The 14277-nt window shown below is 62.0% G+C and carries 14 protein-coding genes; 6 read left to right on the top strand and 8 right to left on the bottom strand.

Features of this window, described 5'->3' with window-relative positions; all coding sequences use genetic code 11:
• Window position 1 precedes the first annotated feature (1 nt).
• Genes Q1A07_RS19975 through Q1A07_RS19985 form a run of 3 tightly spaced genes read right to left on the bottom strand, consistent with a single transcriptional unit; the run spans window position 2 to window position 3092 of the window.
• The gene (locus Q1A07_RS19975) at window positions 2-484 is read right to left on the bottom strand and encodes a TspO/MBR family protein (protein ID WP_299783902.1); all 483 of its coding nucleotides are present in this window, start codon (window positions 482-484) and stop codon (window positions 2-4) included.
• Between the two features lie 4 nt (window positions 485-488).
• A complete protein-coding gene (gene crtB / locus Q1A07_RS19980; protein WP_299783905.1) occupies window positions 489-1526 on the bottom strand; it encodes a 15-cis-phytoene synthase in 1038 nt (345 codons plus the stop codon).
• A 21-nt stretch (window positions 1527-1547) separates the two neighbouring features.
• A complete protein-coding gene (locus Q1A07_RS19985) occupies window positions 1548-3092 on the bottom strand; it encodes a phytoene desaturase (protein ID WP_299783907.1) in 1545 nt (514 codons plus the stop codon).
• A 106-nt stretch (window positions 3093-3198) separates the two neighbouring features.
• Between Q1A07_RS19985 and crtA the strand changes: the two genes are divergently transcribed.
• Genes crtA through bchO form a run of 4 tightly spaced genes read left to right on the top strand, consistent with a single transcriptional unit; the run spans window position 3199 to window position 7435 of the window.
• Window positions 3199-3915 carry a spheroidene monooxygenase gene (gene crtA / locus Q1A07_RS19990; protein WP_299783909.1) on the top strand — a complete coding sequence of 239 codons (717 nt, stop codon included), beginning with the start codon at window positions 3199-3201 and terminating at the stop codon, window positions 3913-3915.
• Window positions 3912-4916 (top strand): magnesium chelatase ATPase subunit I, encoded by a 1005-nt coding sequence (gene bchI, locus Q1A07_RS19995; protein ID WP_299783911.1) that lies wholly within the window; start codon window positions 3912-3914, stop codon window positions 4914-4916. The genes crtA and bchI overlap by 4 nt, the downstream gene beginning before the upstream one ends.
• Window positions 4913-6565: a magnesium chelatase subunit D gene (locus Q1A07_RS20000; RefSeq protein WP_299783913.1), complete on the top strand. Its 1653-nt coding sequence runs from the start codon at window positions 4913-4915 to the stop codon at window positions 6563-6565. The genes bchI and Q1A07_RS20000 overlap by 4 nt, the downstream gene beginning before the upstream one ends.
• Before the next feature lie 6 nt (window positions 6566-6571).
• Window positions 6572-7435, top strand: coding sequence for an alpha/beta fold hydrolase BchO (gene bchO / locus Q1A07_RS20005; protein WP_299783915.1), 864 nt, complete (start codon window positions 6572-6574; stop codon window positions 7433-7435).
• Here bchO and Q1A07_RS20010 read toward each other — a convergent pair.
• Together Q1A07_RS20010 and Q1A07_RS20015 are read right to left on the bottom strand one after the other, a co-directional pair.
• Entirely contained in the window at window positions 7432-8487 is a 1056-nt protein-coding gene (locus tag Q1A07_RS20010) for a ParB N-terminal domain-containing protein (protein ID WP_299783917.1), read from the bottom strand. The genes bchO and Q1A07_RS20010 overlap by 4 nt on opposite strands.
• Window positions 8484-9788, bottom strand: coding sequence for an AAA family ATPase (locus tag Q1A07_RS20015; RefSeq protein WP_299783919.1), 1305 nt, complete (start codon window positions 9786-9788; stop codon window positions 8484-8486). Before Q1A07_RS20015 ends, Q1A07_RS20010 begins: the two co-directional genes overlap by 4 nt.
• A gap of 498 nt (window positions 9789-10286) precedes the next feature.
• Here Q1A07_RS20015 and Q1A07_RS20020 point away from each other — a divergent pair, with 498 nt between their 5' ends.
• Window positions 10287-10967, top strand: a complete 681-nt coding sequence (locus tag Q1A07_RS20020) for a hypothetical protein (RefSeq protein WP_299783921.1) — start codon at window positions 10287-10289, stop codon at window positions 10965-10967.
• Between the two features lie 47 nt (window positions 10968-11014).
• Window positions 11015-11641, top strand: a complete 627-nt coding sequence (locus tag Q1A07_RS20025) for an HD domain-containing protein (RefSeq protein WP_299783923.1) — start codon at window positions 11015-11017, stop codon at window positions 11639-11641.
• 73 nt (window positions 11642-11714) lie between these two features.
• Here the strand turns inward: Q1A07_RS20025 and Q1A07_RS20030 are convergent, their stop codons facing one another.
• The 3 genes from Q1A07_RS20030 to puhE form a co-directional block, all read right to left on the bottom strand.
• Window positions 11715-12140: a c-type cytochrome gene (locus tag Q1A07_RS20030; RefSeq protein WP_299783925.1), complete on the bottom strand. Its 426-nt coding sequence runs from the start codon at window positions 12138-12140 to the stop codon at window positions 11715-11717.
• A gap of 73 nt (window positions 12141-12213) precedes the next feature.
• Entirely contained in the window at window positions 12214-13428 is a 1215-nt protein-coding gene (gene hemA, locus Q1A07_RS20035; RefSeq protein ID WP_299783927.1) for a 5-aminolevulinate synthase, read from the bottom strand.
• The gene (puhE, locus tag Q1A07_RS20040; RefSeq protein ID WP_299783929.1) at window positions 13418-14254 is read right to left on the bottom strand and encodes a putative photosynthetic complex assembly protein PuhE; all 837 of its coding nucleotides are present in this window, start codon (window positions 14252-14254) and stop codon (window positions 13418-13420) included. The genes hemA and puhE overlap by 11 nt, the downstream gene beginning before the upstream one ends.
• Between the last annotated feature and the right edge of the window lie 23 nt (window positions 14255-14277).

Here is a 14277-nt window from a genome sequence, read left to right on the forward strand (position 1 = left end):
TTTAAGACGGCACCGGCGGCGGGTGGCGCGCGACCTCAGGGTTCAACCGCCAGACGCCAGCATTCAGCGCCGCCGCGATGCTCACCCAGATCAGGTAGGGCACGAACAGCAGGGCCGCGATCACATCCAGCGACCACATCGCCAAAATCCCGCAGAGCACCGACAGCCAGAGCAGCGAGACAATCGCCATACCGAGGCGTATGTTCTTGAGGCCAAAGAAAACCGGTGTCCACAATCCGTTGAACGCAATCTGCAGCGCCCAGAAGGCCATGGCGACCCCGTTCCCTTCCAGCATCGCAACCCGCGCGCCAGCGGTCGCGATACAGACGTAGAGCACCATCCACGTGACCGGGAACACCCAATCGGGCGGCGTGAACCAGGGCTTGTCAAGGCTGCGATACCAGGGACCGGGCGCAAACAGCCCACCGGTGACGCCTGCCGCCAAACAGGCCGCGAGGAAGATGCAGAAGAGGAACCAGAACATGCGCCTAGGTAAGACCAGTCCTGCGACCGGTCAAGCGCTCACGTTGCGCCTGCCTGCGCGCCTCCAGCGTCGCCAGCACCGAAATCAGCGTATCACTGCGCGATGTCGTAGTCGTGTTGCGCGCCGCCGCCGAGACCAGGAACTGCACCTCGGGCAGCGGCTTGGCAAAAAGCACCGGAGATCGCGGCATCACCAGACCCGCCGCGGTTAGGAGCATCGACTGCCCCAGCCAGCCGATTTTCTGCGCCTTGCTGGTACGGGCCCGAGCCGAAATGGAATCGTACCCCATCGCCGTCAGCTGGCCACCGATCCCCGCATAGATGAACCGCGCGGCGTAAATCCCCGGGCGGCAGCCGCGGGGCAAGGCCCCGACCCCGGCCTCCGAGCGCATGTAAAGCCGGTTCGCCTCCATCACCAGACGTTTGACCATCTTGCGCAGAGCCTTGGTGGGTTTCGGGCTGGCCAGGAAATCCTCGACGTCAATGCCCGCCTCGTCCAGCCAGTCGAGCGGCAGATAGATACGGTTTTCCAGAGCATCCTCGCCCACGTCCCGCGCGATATTGGTCAGCTGCATCGCCACGCCCAGATCACAGGCCCGCGCCAGCGCATCGGCATCCCGCACGCCCATCAGCACACACATCATCGCCCCCACGGCGGAGGCAACCCGGGCGGAATAGGACCGCACGTCGGAAAGCGTGTGATATCGGCGCCCCTCTGCGTCCCACGCGAGCCCTTCCAGGAGGGCATCGGGCAGCGCGCGGGGCATCTGAAAATCCTCGACGATCGCGGCAAAGGCTCGGTCCGGAGCCGCATTCTGCGGTCTGCCCGCGTACACCGCATCCAGCCGATCACGCAGACGCAGCACCGCCTCCACCTTCTCGGCCTTCAGATCAACCTCGTCATCCGCCAGACGGCAAAAGGCATAAAGCGCCAGCGCCGGGTCACGAACGCGCGCCGGTAACAGCCGTGACGCCGCATGAAAGGACAGCGACCCGTGCCGGATCGCCTCGCGGCAGTGGTCAAGATCAGCAGGCGCAATCACCGGACATCCTCCCTTGCATCCTCATCGAACCGGCTCCGCATCCGGCACCAGGGTGCTCAATACTTCAGCCGTGGAAATCACCCCCGGCACCCCTGCCCCGGGATGCGTGCCCGCACCCACCAGAAAGAGACCCTTCGCCTCTTCGGAGACATTATGCGGGCGAAACCACGCGCTTTGCAGAATGCGCGGCTCGATGGAAAAGCCCGCGCCAAAGGGGCTGAGGTAGCGGTCGCGGAATGTCTCGGGCGTGAACACAACCTCGGTGCTGATCTTTTCGCCCAACCCGGGCAACAGCTGATCCTCCAGCACCTTGAGCATCTTCGCCTTGTAACGCGGCTCTTCCTCCGCCCAATCGACACCGTTGTCATGCCCCAGATGCGGCACCGGGCTGAGCACGTAAAAGCTGTCATCCCCCTCGGGCGCCACCGACGGGTCCGTCACCGACGGGCGATGCACGTAAAGGCTCATGTCGTCGCAGAGCTTGCCCTTGATGAAGATATCCCTGAGCAGCCCGGTATAGCGCGGCCCGTTCAGAATGGTGTGGTGGCCCACATCCGGCCATTTATCCGCAGTGCCTCTGGTGCCGAAATACCAGACAAACAGGCTCATCGAATACCGCGTCCGCGCCAAACGTTTCGGCGTCCAGCGCCGCTTTTTGTGATTACGCAAAAGGCTATTGTAGGTGTGCCCGGAATCAGCGTTGGAAACGACCACATCGGCGCCCATTTCCAGACCGGAGGCCAGCCGCACCCCGGTCACGGCACCGTCGCGGACCACGATCTCATCCACCTGTGTTTCCATCAGCAGCGTGCCGCCCTGATCCTCGATCACATCCGCCATGGCGCGTGCCATGCCCGCCAGACCGCCCATGGCATAATGCACCCCGAATTCCTTTTCGAGATAGGCCACGAGGATATACATCGAGGTGACATGCATCGGGTCACCGCCGATGAACAGCGGGTGGAAACTCAGCGCCATGCGCAGCTTTTCATCCTTCACGCGCCGTGCGGCATGGGCATAGACGGACCGATCCGCGCGCAGCATCGCAAAGGTGGGCAGCACCTTGATCAGCTCCCAAAGCTGATGCATCGACCGGCGCCCCAGATCCTCGAACCCGAACCAGTAGCGCGCGGCACTGTCTTTCAGAAAACGGTCGAACCCGGCAACATCATGGGGCGCAAGCTTTGCGACCTCGGCACGCAGCTTGTCGGTGTCCTGCTGCGCAACGAACGTCGTGCCGTCCGGCCAGCGGATTTGATAGAACGGATCGAGCGATTTCAGCGTCACATCCGCATCGAAATCCCGCCCGCAGGCCGCCCAGAGATCACGATAAAGCTGTGGCACGGTCACGATTGTTGGGCCCAGATCAAACCGATGTCCGTCCTGCCAGATGGCCGACCCCCGCCCGCCGGGCACATCCAGCTTGTCGATCACTGTGACCCGGTAGCCCTTCGCGCCAAGCCGCATCGCCGCCGCCAGACCACCCAGGCCCGCACCGATCACAATCGCCCGGTTTCGTCCCGCCGTGGCGGCCTCAGCAGATTCGATGGGATCAACACGTGTCATCACACTGATACAGTAGATGTGTCTAGTTAACTTGACAATTGCGTTCTTCCAATTCGGGCTTTTGCGTGTCAGACTTACTTGACACTTGGGACAAATACCGCGCGCAATGACCGACACACCCATTGTATCTTTGAGCTTTTTTCGCTTTGCGCGCCCAACCGCGCGGCTCTGGGCACTCGCGATGATGGGCTTTGCACGCCTGGCTTTGCCAAAGGTGCCCGGTATCGGTTTCTGGAAGCTCTGCGGCTCCGGTACGGGCGAAGGCTTCACGCCTCTGCCCAACACCGCCGTCTATGCGATTCTGGCCAGTTGGCCGGATGAGATGACGGCGCGCACCCAGACTGAAGACGCGCGAATTTACGCGCGGTATCGCCGCCGCGCATCGGAAAACTGGACGATATTTCTGGAAACCACCTCGGCGCGGGGCCAATGGTCGGGAAAAACGCCCTTTCATGCCACTGCGGAGACGTCCAAAGGCCCCCTCGCCGCCCTGACCCGCGCAACGATCAAGCCGGCCATCGCGCTCAAATTCTGGCGGCGCGTGCCCGACATCAGCCGGATGATCGGGGCAGATCGGAACGTCGCCTTCAAGATCGGTATTGGCGAGGTGCCGCTTTTGCATCAGATCACCTTCTCCATCTGGCCGGATGCCAGCGCCATGGCAGGGTTCGCCCGCGAAAACGGACCCCATGCGGCAGCCATTCGCGCCGTAAGGGACGGGAACTGGTTTTCCGAAGAACTCTATGCCCGTTTCGCCATTCTCGGCGAGACCGGCTCCTGGGGCGGGAAAAGCCCGCTCGACACGTTGGATCTGCATCTATGAACACCCCCTTCCCTTTCTCCGCCATCGTCGGTCAGGAGGCCATGAAACAGGCCATGGTGCTGACGGCGGTTGATCCCGGCATCGGTGGCGTTCTGGTCTTCGGCGACCGGGGCACCGGCAAATCCACCGCCGTGCGGGCCCTGGCGGCCTTGCTGCCCCCTATTCGAGCCGTGGAAAGCTGCCCCGTCAACTCCGCCAAAAGCGCGGAATGCCCGGAATGGGCCGAGTTAGGGTCGAAAAAGCTGGTCTCCCGCCCGACGCCCGTCATTGATCTGCCCTTGGGCGCGACCGAAGATCGGGTGGTCGGCGCGCTGGACATCGAACGCGCCCTGACGCGCGGGGAAAAGGCGTTTGAACCCGGCCTGCTGGCCCGTGCCAATCGCGGCTATCTCTACATCGATGAGGTCAATCTGCTGGAGGATCACATCGTCGATCTGCTGCTGGACGTCGCGCAATCCGGCGAGAACGTTGTGGAACGCGAAGGGCTGTCAATCCGCCATGCCGCGCGTTTCGTGCTGGTCGGATCCGGCAACCCCGAAGAGGGCGAATTGCGCCCGCAACTGCTCGACCGGTTTGGCCTGTCCGTCGAGGTACGCTCACCCAATGATGTGACCGAACGGGTCGAGGTGATCAAACGCCGCGACGCTTTTGAGACTGATCACGCCGCGTTCATGGCCCACTACAGCGCCGAGGATGCAAAGATCCGCGACACGATCCTGAAGGCCCGCAAACGGCTGCCGAAAATCGCAACGCCGGACGCGATTCTCGAAGATTGCGCCGCCCTGTGCATCGCTCTTGGCTCAGACGGGCTGCGCGGAGAATTGACGCTGCTGCGCACCGCCCGCGCGCTGGCCGCCTATCAGGGAAGGCGGAAACTGAGCCGTGACCATTTGCGGGCCGTCGCCCCCTCCGCCCTCTCCCACCGCCTGCGCCGCGATCCGCTGGATGAAGCCGGATCCGGAACCCGCGTCCTGCGCACCGTCGACGAGGTTCTGGGGTGACGCCGGACGCGGACAGCTGGGCGCGCGCGGCGCTCTGCCTGCGCCTGCTGCTGTCCGCCCCCGGATACCTGGCGGGCGCAAGCATTCGCATGCGTGCCAGCCCGGATCGCGACCGGCTGCTCAGCATCTTACAACCGCTGAACATGCGCAGAATCCATCCCTCCATTTCCGATGAACAACTGTTTGGAGGCCTCGACCTCAGCGCAACCCTGAATTACAGTCAAGTAATTGAAAATAAAGGAATATTATCTGATCCACGTACGATGGTTGTCGGAATGGCTGAGCGTTGCGGCGGCGATCTGGCCGCCAAGCTGGCCCATCAGATGGATCGCGATATCGGTCATTGCCTCATCGCGCTGGACGAGGGCGCCGAACCGGATGAAACCCTTCCCCCTGCCCTCGCCGAACGCCTGCCGTTTCACATCGCGCCGGAGGGTCGTATGCCAAAAGACTGGCGGGTTGTCCCCGCGGGGACACTTTCCGTGACGCCTGCAGCGGTGAGCGCCTCTGCGACAGATGCAGAGACGCTGGTCCTGCTGGCGGCCCAGTTTGGCATCGATAGCTTGCGCGTGCCGCTGATGGCCTTGCGGGTCGCCCGCGTGCACGCCGCCACCCATAAGCGCACATCTCTGGAGCAGACGGATCTGGAGGTTGCGGCATGCCTCGTATTCCCGCACAGGGCGACGCGCCTGCCACAAGCCGAACCAGAAAACGAGGCGCCCCCACCCTCCAACCCCGAAACGGGCCAAGAAGCTGAAAGCGACGCGTCATCCCGCATGCCAGAAGGCGACATGCTGGTTGAAGCGGTGCGGGCACTTCTGCCGCCAGACCTTCTGGCCGGGCTTGTCCCCGCGGGGACAGGACGGCGCACGGGCGGAGACGGCGCGGGCCAAAAGCGCAAAGGCAATCGGCGGGGACGTCCCCTGCCCTCCCGGCCCGGCAGACTGGACGGCCGCAGCCGGATCGATCTCATAGCGACCCTACGCGCTGCCGCGCCGTGGCAGCCGATCCGACGCGAAGCCCAGCCGAATACGCCGGGACTGCTGATCCGCCCGTCTGATATCCGGCTGAAACGCTATGTCGAACAGTCTGACCGGCTGTTGATCTTTACCGTGGACGCCTCGGGCTCCGCAGCCGTTTCGCGCCTGAACGAGGCAAAGGGCGCGGTTGAGTTACTGCTGGCGCAGGCCTATGCGGCGCGCGATCACGTGGCGCTGATCTCGTTCCGGGGGTCGACCGCTGATCTGCTGCTCCCGCCGACCCGATCCCTGGTGCAGACCAAACGGCGTCTGGCCAGCCTGCCCGGCGGCGGCGGCACGCCTTTGGCCACCGGATTGCAGCACGCGCTGGCACTGGCCACACAGACACGCAGCAAGGGCCTCACGCCCACATTAATCGTGCTGACCGACGGGCGCGCGAATATCGCGCTGGATGGCAGCACGAACCGCACCCAAGCGATGGAGGACGCCGAGCAGATGGCCCATGTTTTTCGTGCCCACGGCATTCAGACGCTGGTCATCGACATGTCCGCGCGCCCACAGGCGACCCTGAAGGCCCTGGCAGGCCAATTCGACGGTCAGTACCTCCCACTCCCCCGCGCAGACGCACAGGCGCTCACAGGCGCTGTGAGCGCCGCTCTGCAGGGGTAGCGGTCCATGCGTTGGCCACCCCCTTCAGATTGGCCGAATGCGGCGCTGTCGCGCCAGGTGCTTGCCGCGCCGCACAGGTGGCACATTCAGGAAACCGGCGCAGGTCCGACGATGCTGATGCTGCACGGCGCCGGGGGCAGCACCCACTCCATGCGCGGGCTCATGGCCGAGCTTCGGGAAAGCCATCATATCGTTGCGCTCGACTTGCCCGGGCAAGGGTTCACACAGCTGGGGGCCAGACATCGGTGCGGGCTGAACCCCATGGCGGAAGACATCAAGGCACTCTGCGATCAGGAAGATTGGCACCCCGACATCATCATCGGCCACTCCGCAGGCTGCGCGCTGGCGTTGCGACTGTCGCAAATGATGCTGTCCCCGCGGGGACAACCTCTCAGAATTGCCGGCATCAATCCCGCACTGGACACATTTGACGGCATCGCTGGCGTGCTCTTTCCCGCGCTCGCCAAGATGCTGGCGGCCATTCCGTTCAGCGCCAGCCTGTTCTCGGCCACCTCTGCATCACCGGCGCGGATCAAGGCTCTAATAAGGGGAACAGGCTCTGAACTGGACGCGGAAGGCCTGGATCTTTACCGCCGCCTGGTGGCAGATCGTGATCATGTCGACGCCACATTGCTCATGATGTCGCAATGGTCCCTGACCGAATTGTCGCGCGCGCTGCCTGAGATTACGAGCCAGGTGCTGTTCCTCGCAGGCGGCAAGGATGGCGCGGTCCCGGCAAAGGTTTCTCACGAAGCAGCAAAGCGCATGCGTGACGCACGCGTGATCGACCTGCCGAGCCTAGGCCATCTCGCTCATGAAGAAGCGCCGAAAGAAGTCGCGGCGCACATCAGAGATTTCCTGCAAACCTAGTCCTTGAGACTGTCCAAAAACGCGCGTGCGGCAGCCTCCAGCCGACGCGGTTCAATGGACCCGAAATCGTGATCCAGCGTCACCTCGAACCGACCGGAGGACGCGGTACATTTCGCAACCCCCTCCGGACGGTTCAGTTTGATGGTGGTCTTGGCGGAGGATCTGGGCGTCGGCGCCTTGGCTTTTTTCGGCTTGGTCTGCCCGCCACTGACGGCGCTGCGCAGCAGGGACAACTCCAGGGCGGCATCGCGGTCCGGCTGGCTGTTCAGCACCGCGCGCACCTGTCCGGCAAAGCGCTGGTTTTCCTCCAGCAGTTTCACGAGGCTCAAGCCCGTGGCGCGAGGGATCACCTCGGGGTGTTTCAAATCCCCACCCAGCACCGTCAGCAGCTGTGCAAAATGCCGGATGTAGCTGCGTTTTTGCCGTCCGGCAGAGGCGTAAAGCGCCTCGATCGCCGCCGCCACGCTTTGCCCGCTTCGGTTGGCATAGGACATGGCCAGCTGCGCCATCTCTGCAAAGGAAATATCGCGTCGCACGAGGTTCTCGTCCACCATGCGCCGGTAGAGGTGATCGAGCTGCGCGCCGCGCGCCTGCAGCGTCGCGGGGATCTGCGCAAAGCGCGCCTCACCGGTTTCGGCAAAGAGCTCGCGGTAGGCGCTGAGACGACGAAAGCCCTGAATAAGCTCATAACCGTCCGCGACTTCCTCCACATGGATTGGATTGGACAATCCTACGGCCAGAATAGAGGCTTTCAACTCGTCCAGATCAGGGTCGCGATCCGCCGCCCGATCCCGGATCAGTTTTACCGCCGTGATCTGGTCCAGCGCCACCATCCCGACGATCTGGCCGTTTTTCTTGAGCGCCACGTATTCATGGGCGAGCCGGTCATTCTCCGCCCGGATCTCGGCCTCTGCCGCTTGACGCGCGCTCAGGGCGTCGGCGTTCTCGGAAATCGCCGCCGCCATGGGTCCACGGCGGGCAGGGGCCTCTTCCGTCCCCGCGGGGACAGCCGCCTCGTCAAAGTCGATGTCAAAGACGCGTCGCTTGCTCATGCCTCATCCTCCAATTGATCCCAGGCCGCGCAGAGATGTCTGTGAAACTCCCCATAGGCCTGATCGAAACTCGCGCGGGCCCGTCGCCAGGTTTCGCGTGTCATGTCGCGGTAGTCGATCTCGTAGATCGAGGACAGGAACCGGCCTGATTGCTCTACTGCGCGGGTCATTTCGATCGGGTGTTCCGCGACCCTATCGCCCCAGACCTTGATGAAGGCCTGCTGCATCGCGCGGTGCAGATCATTGTTGGGCTCGAACCGGGTGAGCAGGAACCGCAGGTCAAGAAATGCCTTGGGCAGGTTCATTGTCCCCGCGGGGACAAGTCCGTTGAAGCGGCTGAGATCCTCCAGTGCCTCAGAGAGCTGACCGATGAAGGACGTGGTGCTGTCGTACTCCCAATAACCCGGCCCGGAGGGGATGTAGAGCATATCGGCGGCAAAGACCGCGTTCATCGACTGATAGCCGATAGCGGGCGGGCAGTCGAACAGCACCAGGTCATAGGCGTCGGCGGGCAGCTGGTCGAGGAAGCGCGAGACGGCAGCAAAGAACGACCATTCGGGGTTCAGGTGTCGGTACTGGGCGGAGGCAAATTCGACAAAGGCGGCATTGGCGCAGGAGGGTACGATGTCGATGGTTGGCCAGTTCGTCGGTTTGATGAAATCCGCGGCGCGCAGGTCGGCAAGCCCCATGTCAGTGATGCTGGCGGGCAGGCGGCGTTGGGGCAGGGCGGTGCCGCTCTCCGCCCCTTGGCTGGCACGGTTCATACGCTCCGTCTCGCTCGCCAGATCGCGCGCCATGATGCCCCAGACAGTGTATTCTTCGGCCACATCGCTGAGGCCCATAGAATGGCTGAGCGTCGCCTGCGGGTCAAAATCGACGCAGAGTACGCGGTAGCCGTCCAGGGCCGCGGCATGGGCAAAGTGCAGGGCGACAGTGGACTTGCCCGCGCCGCCTTTGAAGTTCGCGATGGCGGCGCGCATCGCCCGTTTGCCGACCGGCCGGTAAGGCATCAGAGACTTGCGGTTCACCTTGAGGCGGCGGCGCAGCTCGTTGATCTCTTCGAGGCTGTACCAATGCTGGCGGCCATCGGCCTCCACCGTGCCCTGGGGCAGGGTAGGGTCTGCTGCCAGCCGCCCCCGCATCGTGGACTGGTTCACCTTGAAGATCAGCTCGGCCACTTCCCAGCTGGAAAAGCGGCGCAGGGTCTTTTCATTCTGCGGGCTATAGGTCTGCTGCCGAATGAACCCCTGCATCTTAAGCGATTGCGCCTGTAGCCGTGCCAGATCCGTATGTGTAAACATGGAATGCCTGTTATCTTCTGTCCCCGCGGGGACGCTAATTCTTGTTTTTTCCAGATTTACGCGGATTTGGAGAAAAATGCAAAAGCGAATATGATCACAAGAGCAGATTTTCGCAGACACGGACAACGTGAGGACAAAGGGGGATATGCACTACAGCGGTGATTCCCTGCGGGAGACACTGCCCCTCGTGATAGGACGAGATATTGGGGGACAGTTTTTATGACCCCACATCCTATTGGGGGACAAAACCATGGAAATAGGGGACATATTGAACGTCCCCCAATACCTTTAAACCAATTTTTCTTTCTGATTTCAGGGGCGTCACCAGGGCCCGAATGACTTCAAGCTTGACAGAATCGTTCAATCGGACGCAAATCAGGGAACCACATTGAAAAGCGGCGGGTTTTCCAGACCAAGCCGAAAGAGGCTGACACATCAGCCCGTTTCCGAGGCAGTACCGGCCAATGGCCGTACATCACATAAAATGAGGGCAGTTCCATGCTTTCCACGAAACCGGTAGGTCGTGGAGCGTCTGCACGCAAATATGATCTGTTGACCGCTTTGGGGGCTTTTGCCCTGTCGCAGGGCAAGCATGATCAGCGCAGAGCGCTTCGACTGATGACCCTGATCACCGCGCGGTACAATTGGGCCCGTGACGAGCTTGCCGTAGGGCAGCGTGAAATCGCACGGCTGTGGTCCGTTGATGAACGCACTGTGAAACGGGAGATGGCGCAGCTGCGGGGCCGGGGCTGGCTGGTGGTGAAACGCCAGGGCGCGCGCGGACGTGTGACGCAATATGGGCTGGGCATCGATCAGTTGTTGACCGACACTGCCGTGACATGGGCCTGCGTCGGCTCCGACTTCGAAGTGCGCATGGGGCAGGGGGATGCGCAGCCGCAGGTCGTGCCCTTGCCGGTACGCGGGTCCGTTGCAGCCCCCGACGTCTCCAACGGCACGGAATGGGCGTTGGCGCGGCTTGTCCTGCATACCGAGGACGCAGGCACATATGCCAGCTGGATCGCGGCGCTGGAACGTGCGGAAAGGGCAGGGGGGCGGTTGACCCTGCGCGCTCCGTCCCGCTTTCACGCGGCCTACGTGCAGACGCATCTGGAGCGCCGGTTGCTGGCAGCTTGTCAGGATGTCGACGCCGATGTGGCAGAGGTCAGGATTATCGTATGAGGTCGGTTGCCAGCCGGTTTGCACCCCATCAAGAGCTTGCGGAACATTTGCTACAGGCCACCCTCGGCGAGCCGATGGATGCGGCGCATGATGTCGGGCATCTCCTGCGCGTCTGGGGGAACGCCGAAAGGCTCATGGCAGAGGAAGGCGGTGACAGGCCGGTTTTGACAGCTGCGACACTCTTGCACGATTGCGTTCACGTGCCGAAGGATTCACCGTTGAGATCATCTGCTTCGCGCATGGCAGCCGAAAAGGCGGCGCACGTGCTGGACAGCCTGAACTGGACCGCAGGGGATGTCGAAAAAGTACGACATGCCATTGAGGCCCATAGCTTTTCTGCGGGTATTGTACCCACTACGCTAGAGGCGAAGATTCTACAGGACGCGGACCGGCTCGACGCCATAGGGCATATCGGGATCGCGCGCTGTTTTCATGTGTCGGGCCAGATGAACCGGCCAATCTGTGACCCGTTCGATCCGGGGGCAGACCGACGGGCGCTTGATGACCGGGCCTTTGCCATGGATCATTTCCAAACCAAGCTGTTGACGTTGAGCGGTTCTTTTCAGACCGCCACAGGACGGCGGCTTGCGCGGGTGCGGCACGATAAAGTGCAGGATTTCCTGAATGGGTTGCTGGAAGAGATTTTGCCTGATGCGGTGACCGTTTCACAGTAAAGCGTCAAGGTGCAGGCAAAAAAATAGCCACCGCCCGGGTCACGAGCGACGGCTTGTTGTGTGTTCGTCAGGTTTAGCTCTGTGGGCCTACCGAAGCGAGGTAGGCTGCAACGTCTTCGCCACCTTTCTTCAACTTGAAGGCCATGCGCGATTTGGCTTTGGAATCGTCAAGATAGGTGCGCAGGAATTCGCGGGGGTCCGCAGTGTATTCCGCCAGGGTCGTTTCATCCCAGACGAGGCCGGCTTCTCCGGCGGCAACCAGATCATCGCCATAGCGGAAGTCAGCACTGCCCGCTTGGCGACCGATAACACCATAGAGGTTCGGGCCGGTCTTCCCGCCCTTGACGATCACCTCGCCGTCATCTGTCTCGATCATGTGGCAGGACTTGCACTTGTTGAAGGTCTTTTCGCCAGCTGCCGCGTCACCTGCCGAATGGCCGTCGGCGAATGCCGGGGCGGCAAAGCTGATCGCTATGATGGCTGCAAAGGTACGTATCATCGTTATCTCCTTAGTTGCTTGGGGTACAACGTAGGAGATATCGATCAGAGTCAACAGTCACAATGTCGCGCGCTCAGGCCACTGCGTGCGATATTGCGCATTGCTTCCACAGCTCCTTGAGCGCGAGCACAAGTTTTTCGATATCATCGACACTGTGCAGCGGGGAGGGGGTGAAGCGCAGCCGTTCGGTGCCCTTCGGGACCGTCGGGTAGTTGATGGGCTGTACGTAGATTCCGTACTGCTGCATCAGGTAGTCCGCGATCATGCGGCACTTGACCGGGTCCTTGATCATCACGGGGATGATATGGCTGGGGTTGTCCAGATGCGGGATACCTTCCATATCCAGCCGTTTGCGCAGATAGGCCACGCGCTCGCGCTGCAAAAGGCGCTCCTGATCGGACTGCTTGAGATGCCGGATCGAGGTTTGCGCTGCGGCCGCCACAGCGGGGGGCAGGGCGGTCGTGAAGATGAAACCGGAGGCAAAGGACCGGATAAAGTCGCATAAGGCCTCAGAGCCCGTGATATAGCCGCCCACGACGCCGTAGGCCTTGCCCAGGGTGCCTTCAATGAGGGTGATACGGTCCGCCAGCCCCTCGCGTTCCGAAATGCCACCACCGTGCGGTCCGTAAAGGCCCACCGCGTGCACCTCGTCGAGATAGGTCATGGCGCCGTGCTTTTCGGCCACCTCGACGATCTCTTTCATCGGGCAGATGTCGCCGTCCATGGAATAAACGCTCTCAAACGCCACGATCTTTGGCGCATTGGCGGGCAGGGCGGCCAGTTTGCGATCCAGGTCTTCCGGGTCGTTATGCCGCCACAGCACCTTGTTGGCGCGGGAGTGACGAATGCCTTCGATCATAGAGGCATGGTTCAGTTCATCGCTGAGGATCACACAATCGGGGATCCGCGCGCCCAGCGTGCTAAGCGCCGCCCAGTTCGAGACATAGCCCGAGGTAAACAGCAGCGCCTGCTCCTTGCCGTGCAGGTCGGCCAGTTCTGCCTCCAGCAGTTTGTGATTGTGGTTGGTGCCCGAGATGTTGCGGGTCCCGCCTGCGCCTGCACCGCAATTATCAATCGCCTCTTTCATCGCGTTGATGACGGAAGGGTGCTGGCCCATGCCCAGATAGTCGTTCGAGCACCAGACGGTCACCTGATCAGGGCTGTCCTCATCATGGCATTTCGCGGTCGGAAAGGCCCCAGCCTTGCGCTCCAGTTCCGCGAAGATGCGGTAGTTGCCATCGTTCTTGAGCTCATCGAGCTGTGTCTGGAACAGTGCATCAAAGTCCATGATGTCCCCCCTTGATTTTAGCTGTCGGTATAGGTTGATTTTGATTTTTTGTCGGCGCTTCAGTTGGCATCATCCAGCGCCAGAGTTTCTCGTCCGGGATTGGCAGCACCATCATCCAGTGCTCGAAAAGCGCCAAGGCGGTGATGGCGGTCAGCAGGGTGAACCCTGCGATGGCGCCTGCGGTCTCGGCGGCATAGAGCCGTTCCAGCCAGCAGGCTGCGGCAAAAGTCAGCGCGGTGATGGAGATCGGGAAAAACCAGTTCATCGCGCGGTGCCGGAAGTGGCTCGGCAGATGGGCGAGCGCTTCGGGCAGGAAATCGATGTTGATCTTGGGCACGCCGAAAAACAGGTTCAGCTTGGCGGAGAGACGCGCGAAGAACAGCACCGCAAAGGTCCAGGTGGCGAATTTATTCTCAGCACCCAGATTCCAGTCGATCAGCACCATCGCGATCAGCGTCGCCACCAGCAGCATCTCGTGATAGGCAAGCGTGCCCCAGGCGCGGATAAACCGCTCCCATTCCGGGACATTCTCAGGCAGTTTGTGGTCGTTGGGCCCGGTGATGATCCCGGTCAGGAACGCCAGTTCGATCCAGCCCCAGATCGCCAGCGCTGCAACAAAGCCCGTGTAGGCCCCGAAAGCCGACGCATCCTGCAGCGACGCCCAGAACCCCAGACAGCCAAGCCCGAGGAACGGCAGACCCAGCAGCACCGCACGCTTGCGTGCGGCCAACCCGTTGCGATCTGCAGACTTCACCACCCAAAGGATCGCACCGGTGGAAAACCACCACAGAAACAGCGCAAAAAGGGCAGGCGTCCAGAGGTTCACGGGTCACGTCTCCCGCAAGGGAG

Origin of the sequence: uncultured Roseobacter sp., from assembly GCF_947492555.1 — a bacterium.
In the GTDB taxonomy this organism is placed as follows: Bacteria; Pseudomonadota; Alphaproteobacteria; order Rhodobacterales; family Rhodobacteraceae; genus Roseobacter.

Coding starts and splice junctions, on each gene's coding strand:
- bchO (WP_299783915.1), top strand. CDS start 6,572: ATGCGTTGGCCACCCCCTTCAGATTGGCCGAATGCGGCGCTGTCGCGC.
- hemA (WP_299783927.1), bottom strand. CDS start 13,428: ATGGACTTTGATGCACTGTTCCAGACACAGCTCGATGAGCTCAAGAAC.
- crtA (WP_299783909.1), top strand. CDS start 3,199: ATGACCGACACACCCATTGTATCTTTGAGCTTTTTTCGCTTTGCGCGC.
- Q1A07_RS20010 (WP_299783917.1), bottom strand. CDS start 8,487: ATGAGCAAGCGACGCGTCTTTGACATCGACTTTGACGAGGCGGCTGTC.
- Q1A07_RS19975 (WP_299783902.1), bottom strand. CDS start 484: ATGTTCTGGTTCCTCTTCTGCATCTTCCTCGCGGCCTGTTTGGCGGCA.
- Q1A07_RS19985 (WP_299783907.1), bottom strand. CDS start 3,092: ATGACACGTGTTGATCCCATCGAATCTGCTGAGGCCGCCACGGCGGGA.
- bchI (WP_299783911.1), top strand. CDS start 3,912: ATGAACACCCCCTTCCCTTTCTCCGCCATCGTCGGTCAGGAGGCCATG.
- Q1A07_RS20020 (WP_299783921.1), top strand. CDS start 10,287: ATGCTTTCCACGAAACCGGTAGGTCGTGGAGCGTCTGCACGCAAATAT.
- Q1A07_RS20015 (WP_299783919.1), bottom strand. CDS start 9,788: ATGTTTACACATACGGATCTGGCACGGCTACAGGCGCAATCGCTTAAG.
- Q1A07_RS20030 (WP_299783925.1), bottom strand. CDS start 12,140: ATGATACGTACCTTTGCAGCCATCATAGCGATCAGCTTTGCCGCCCCG.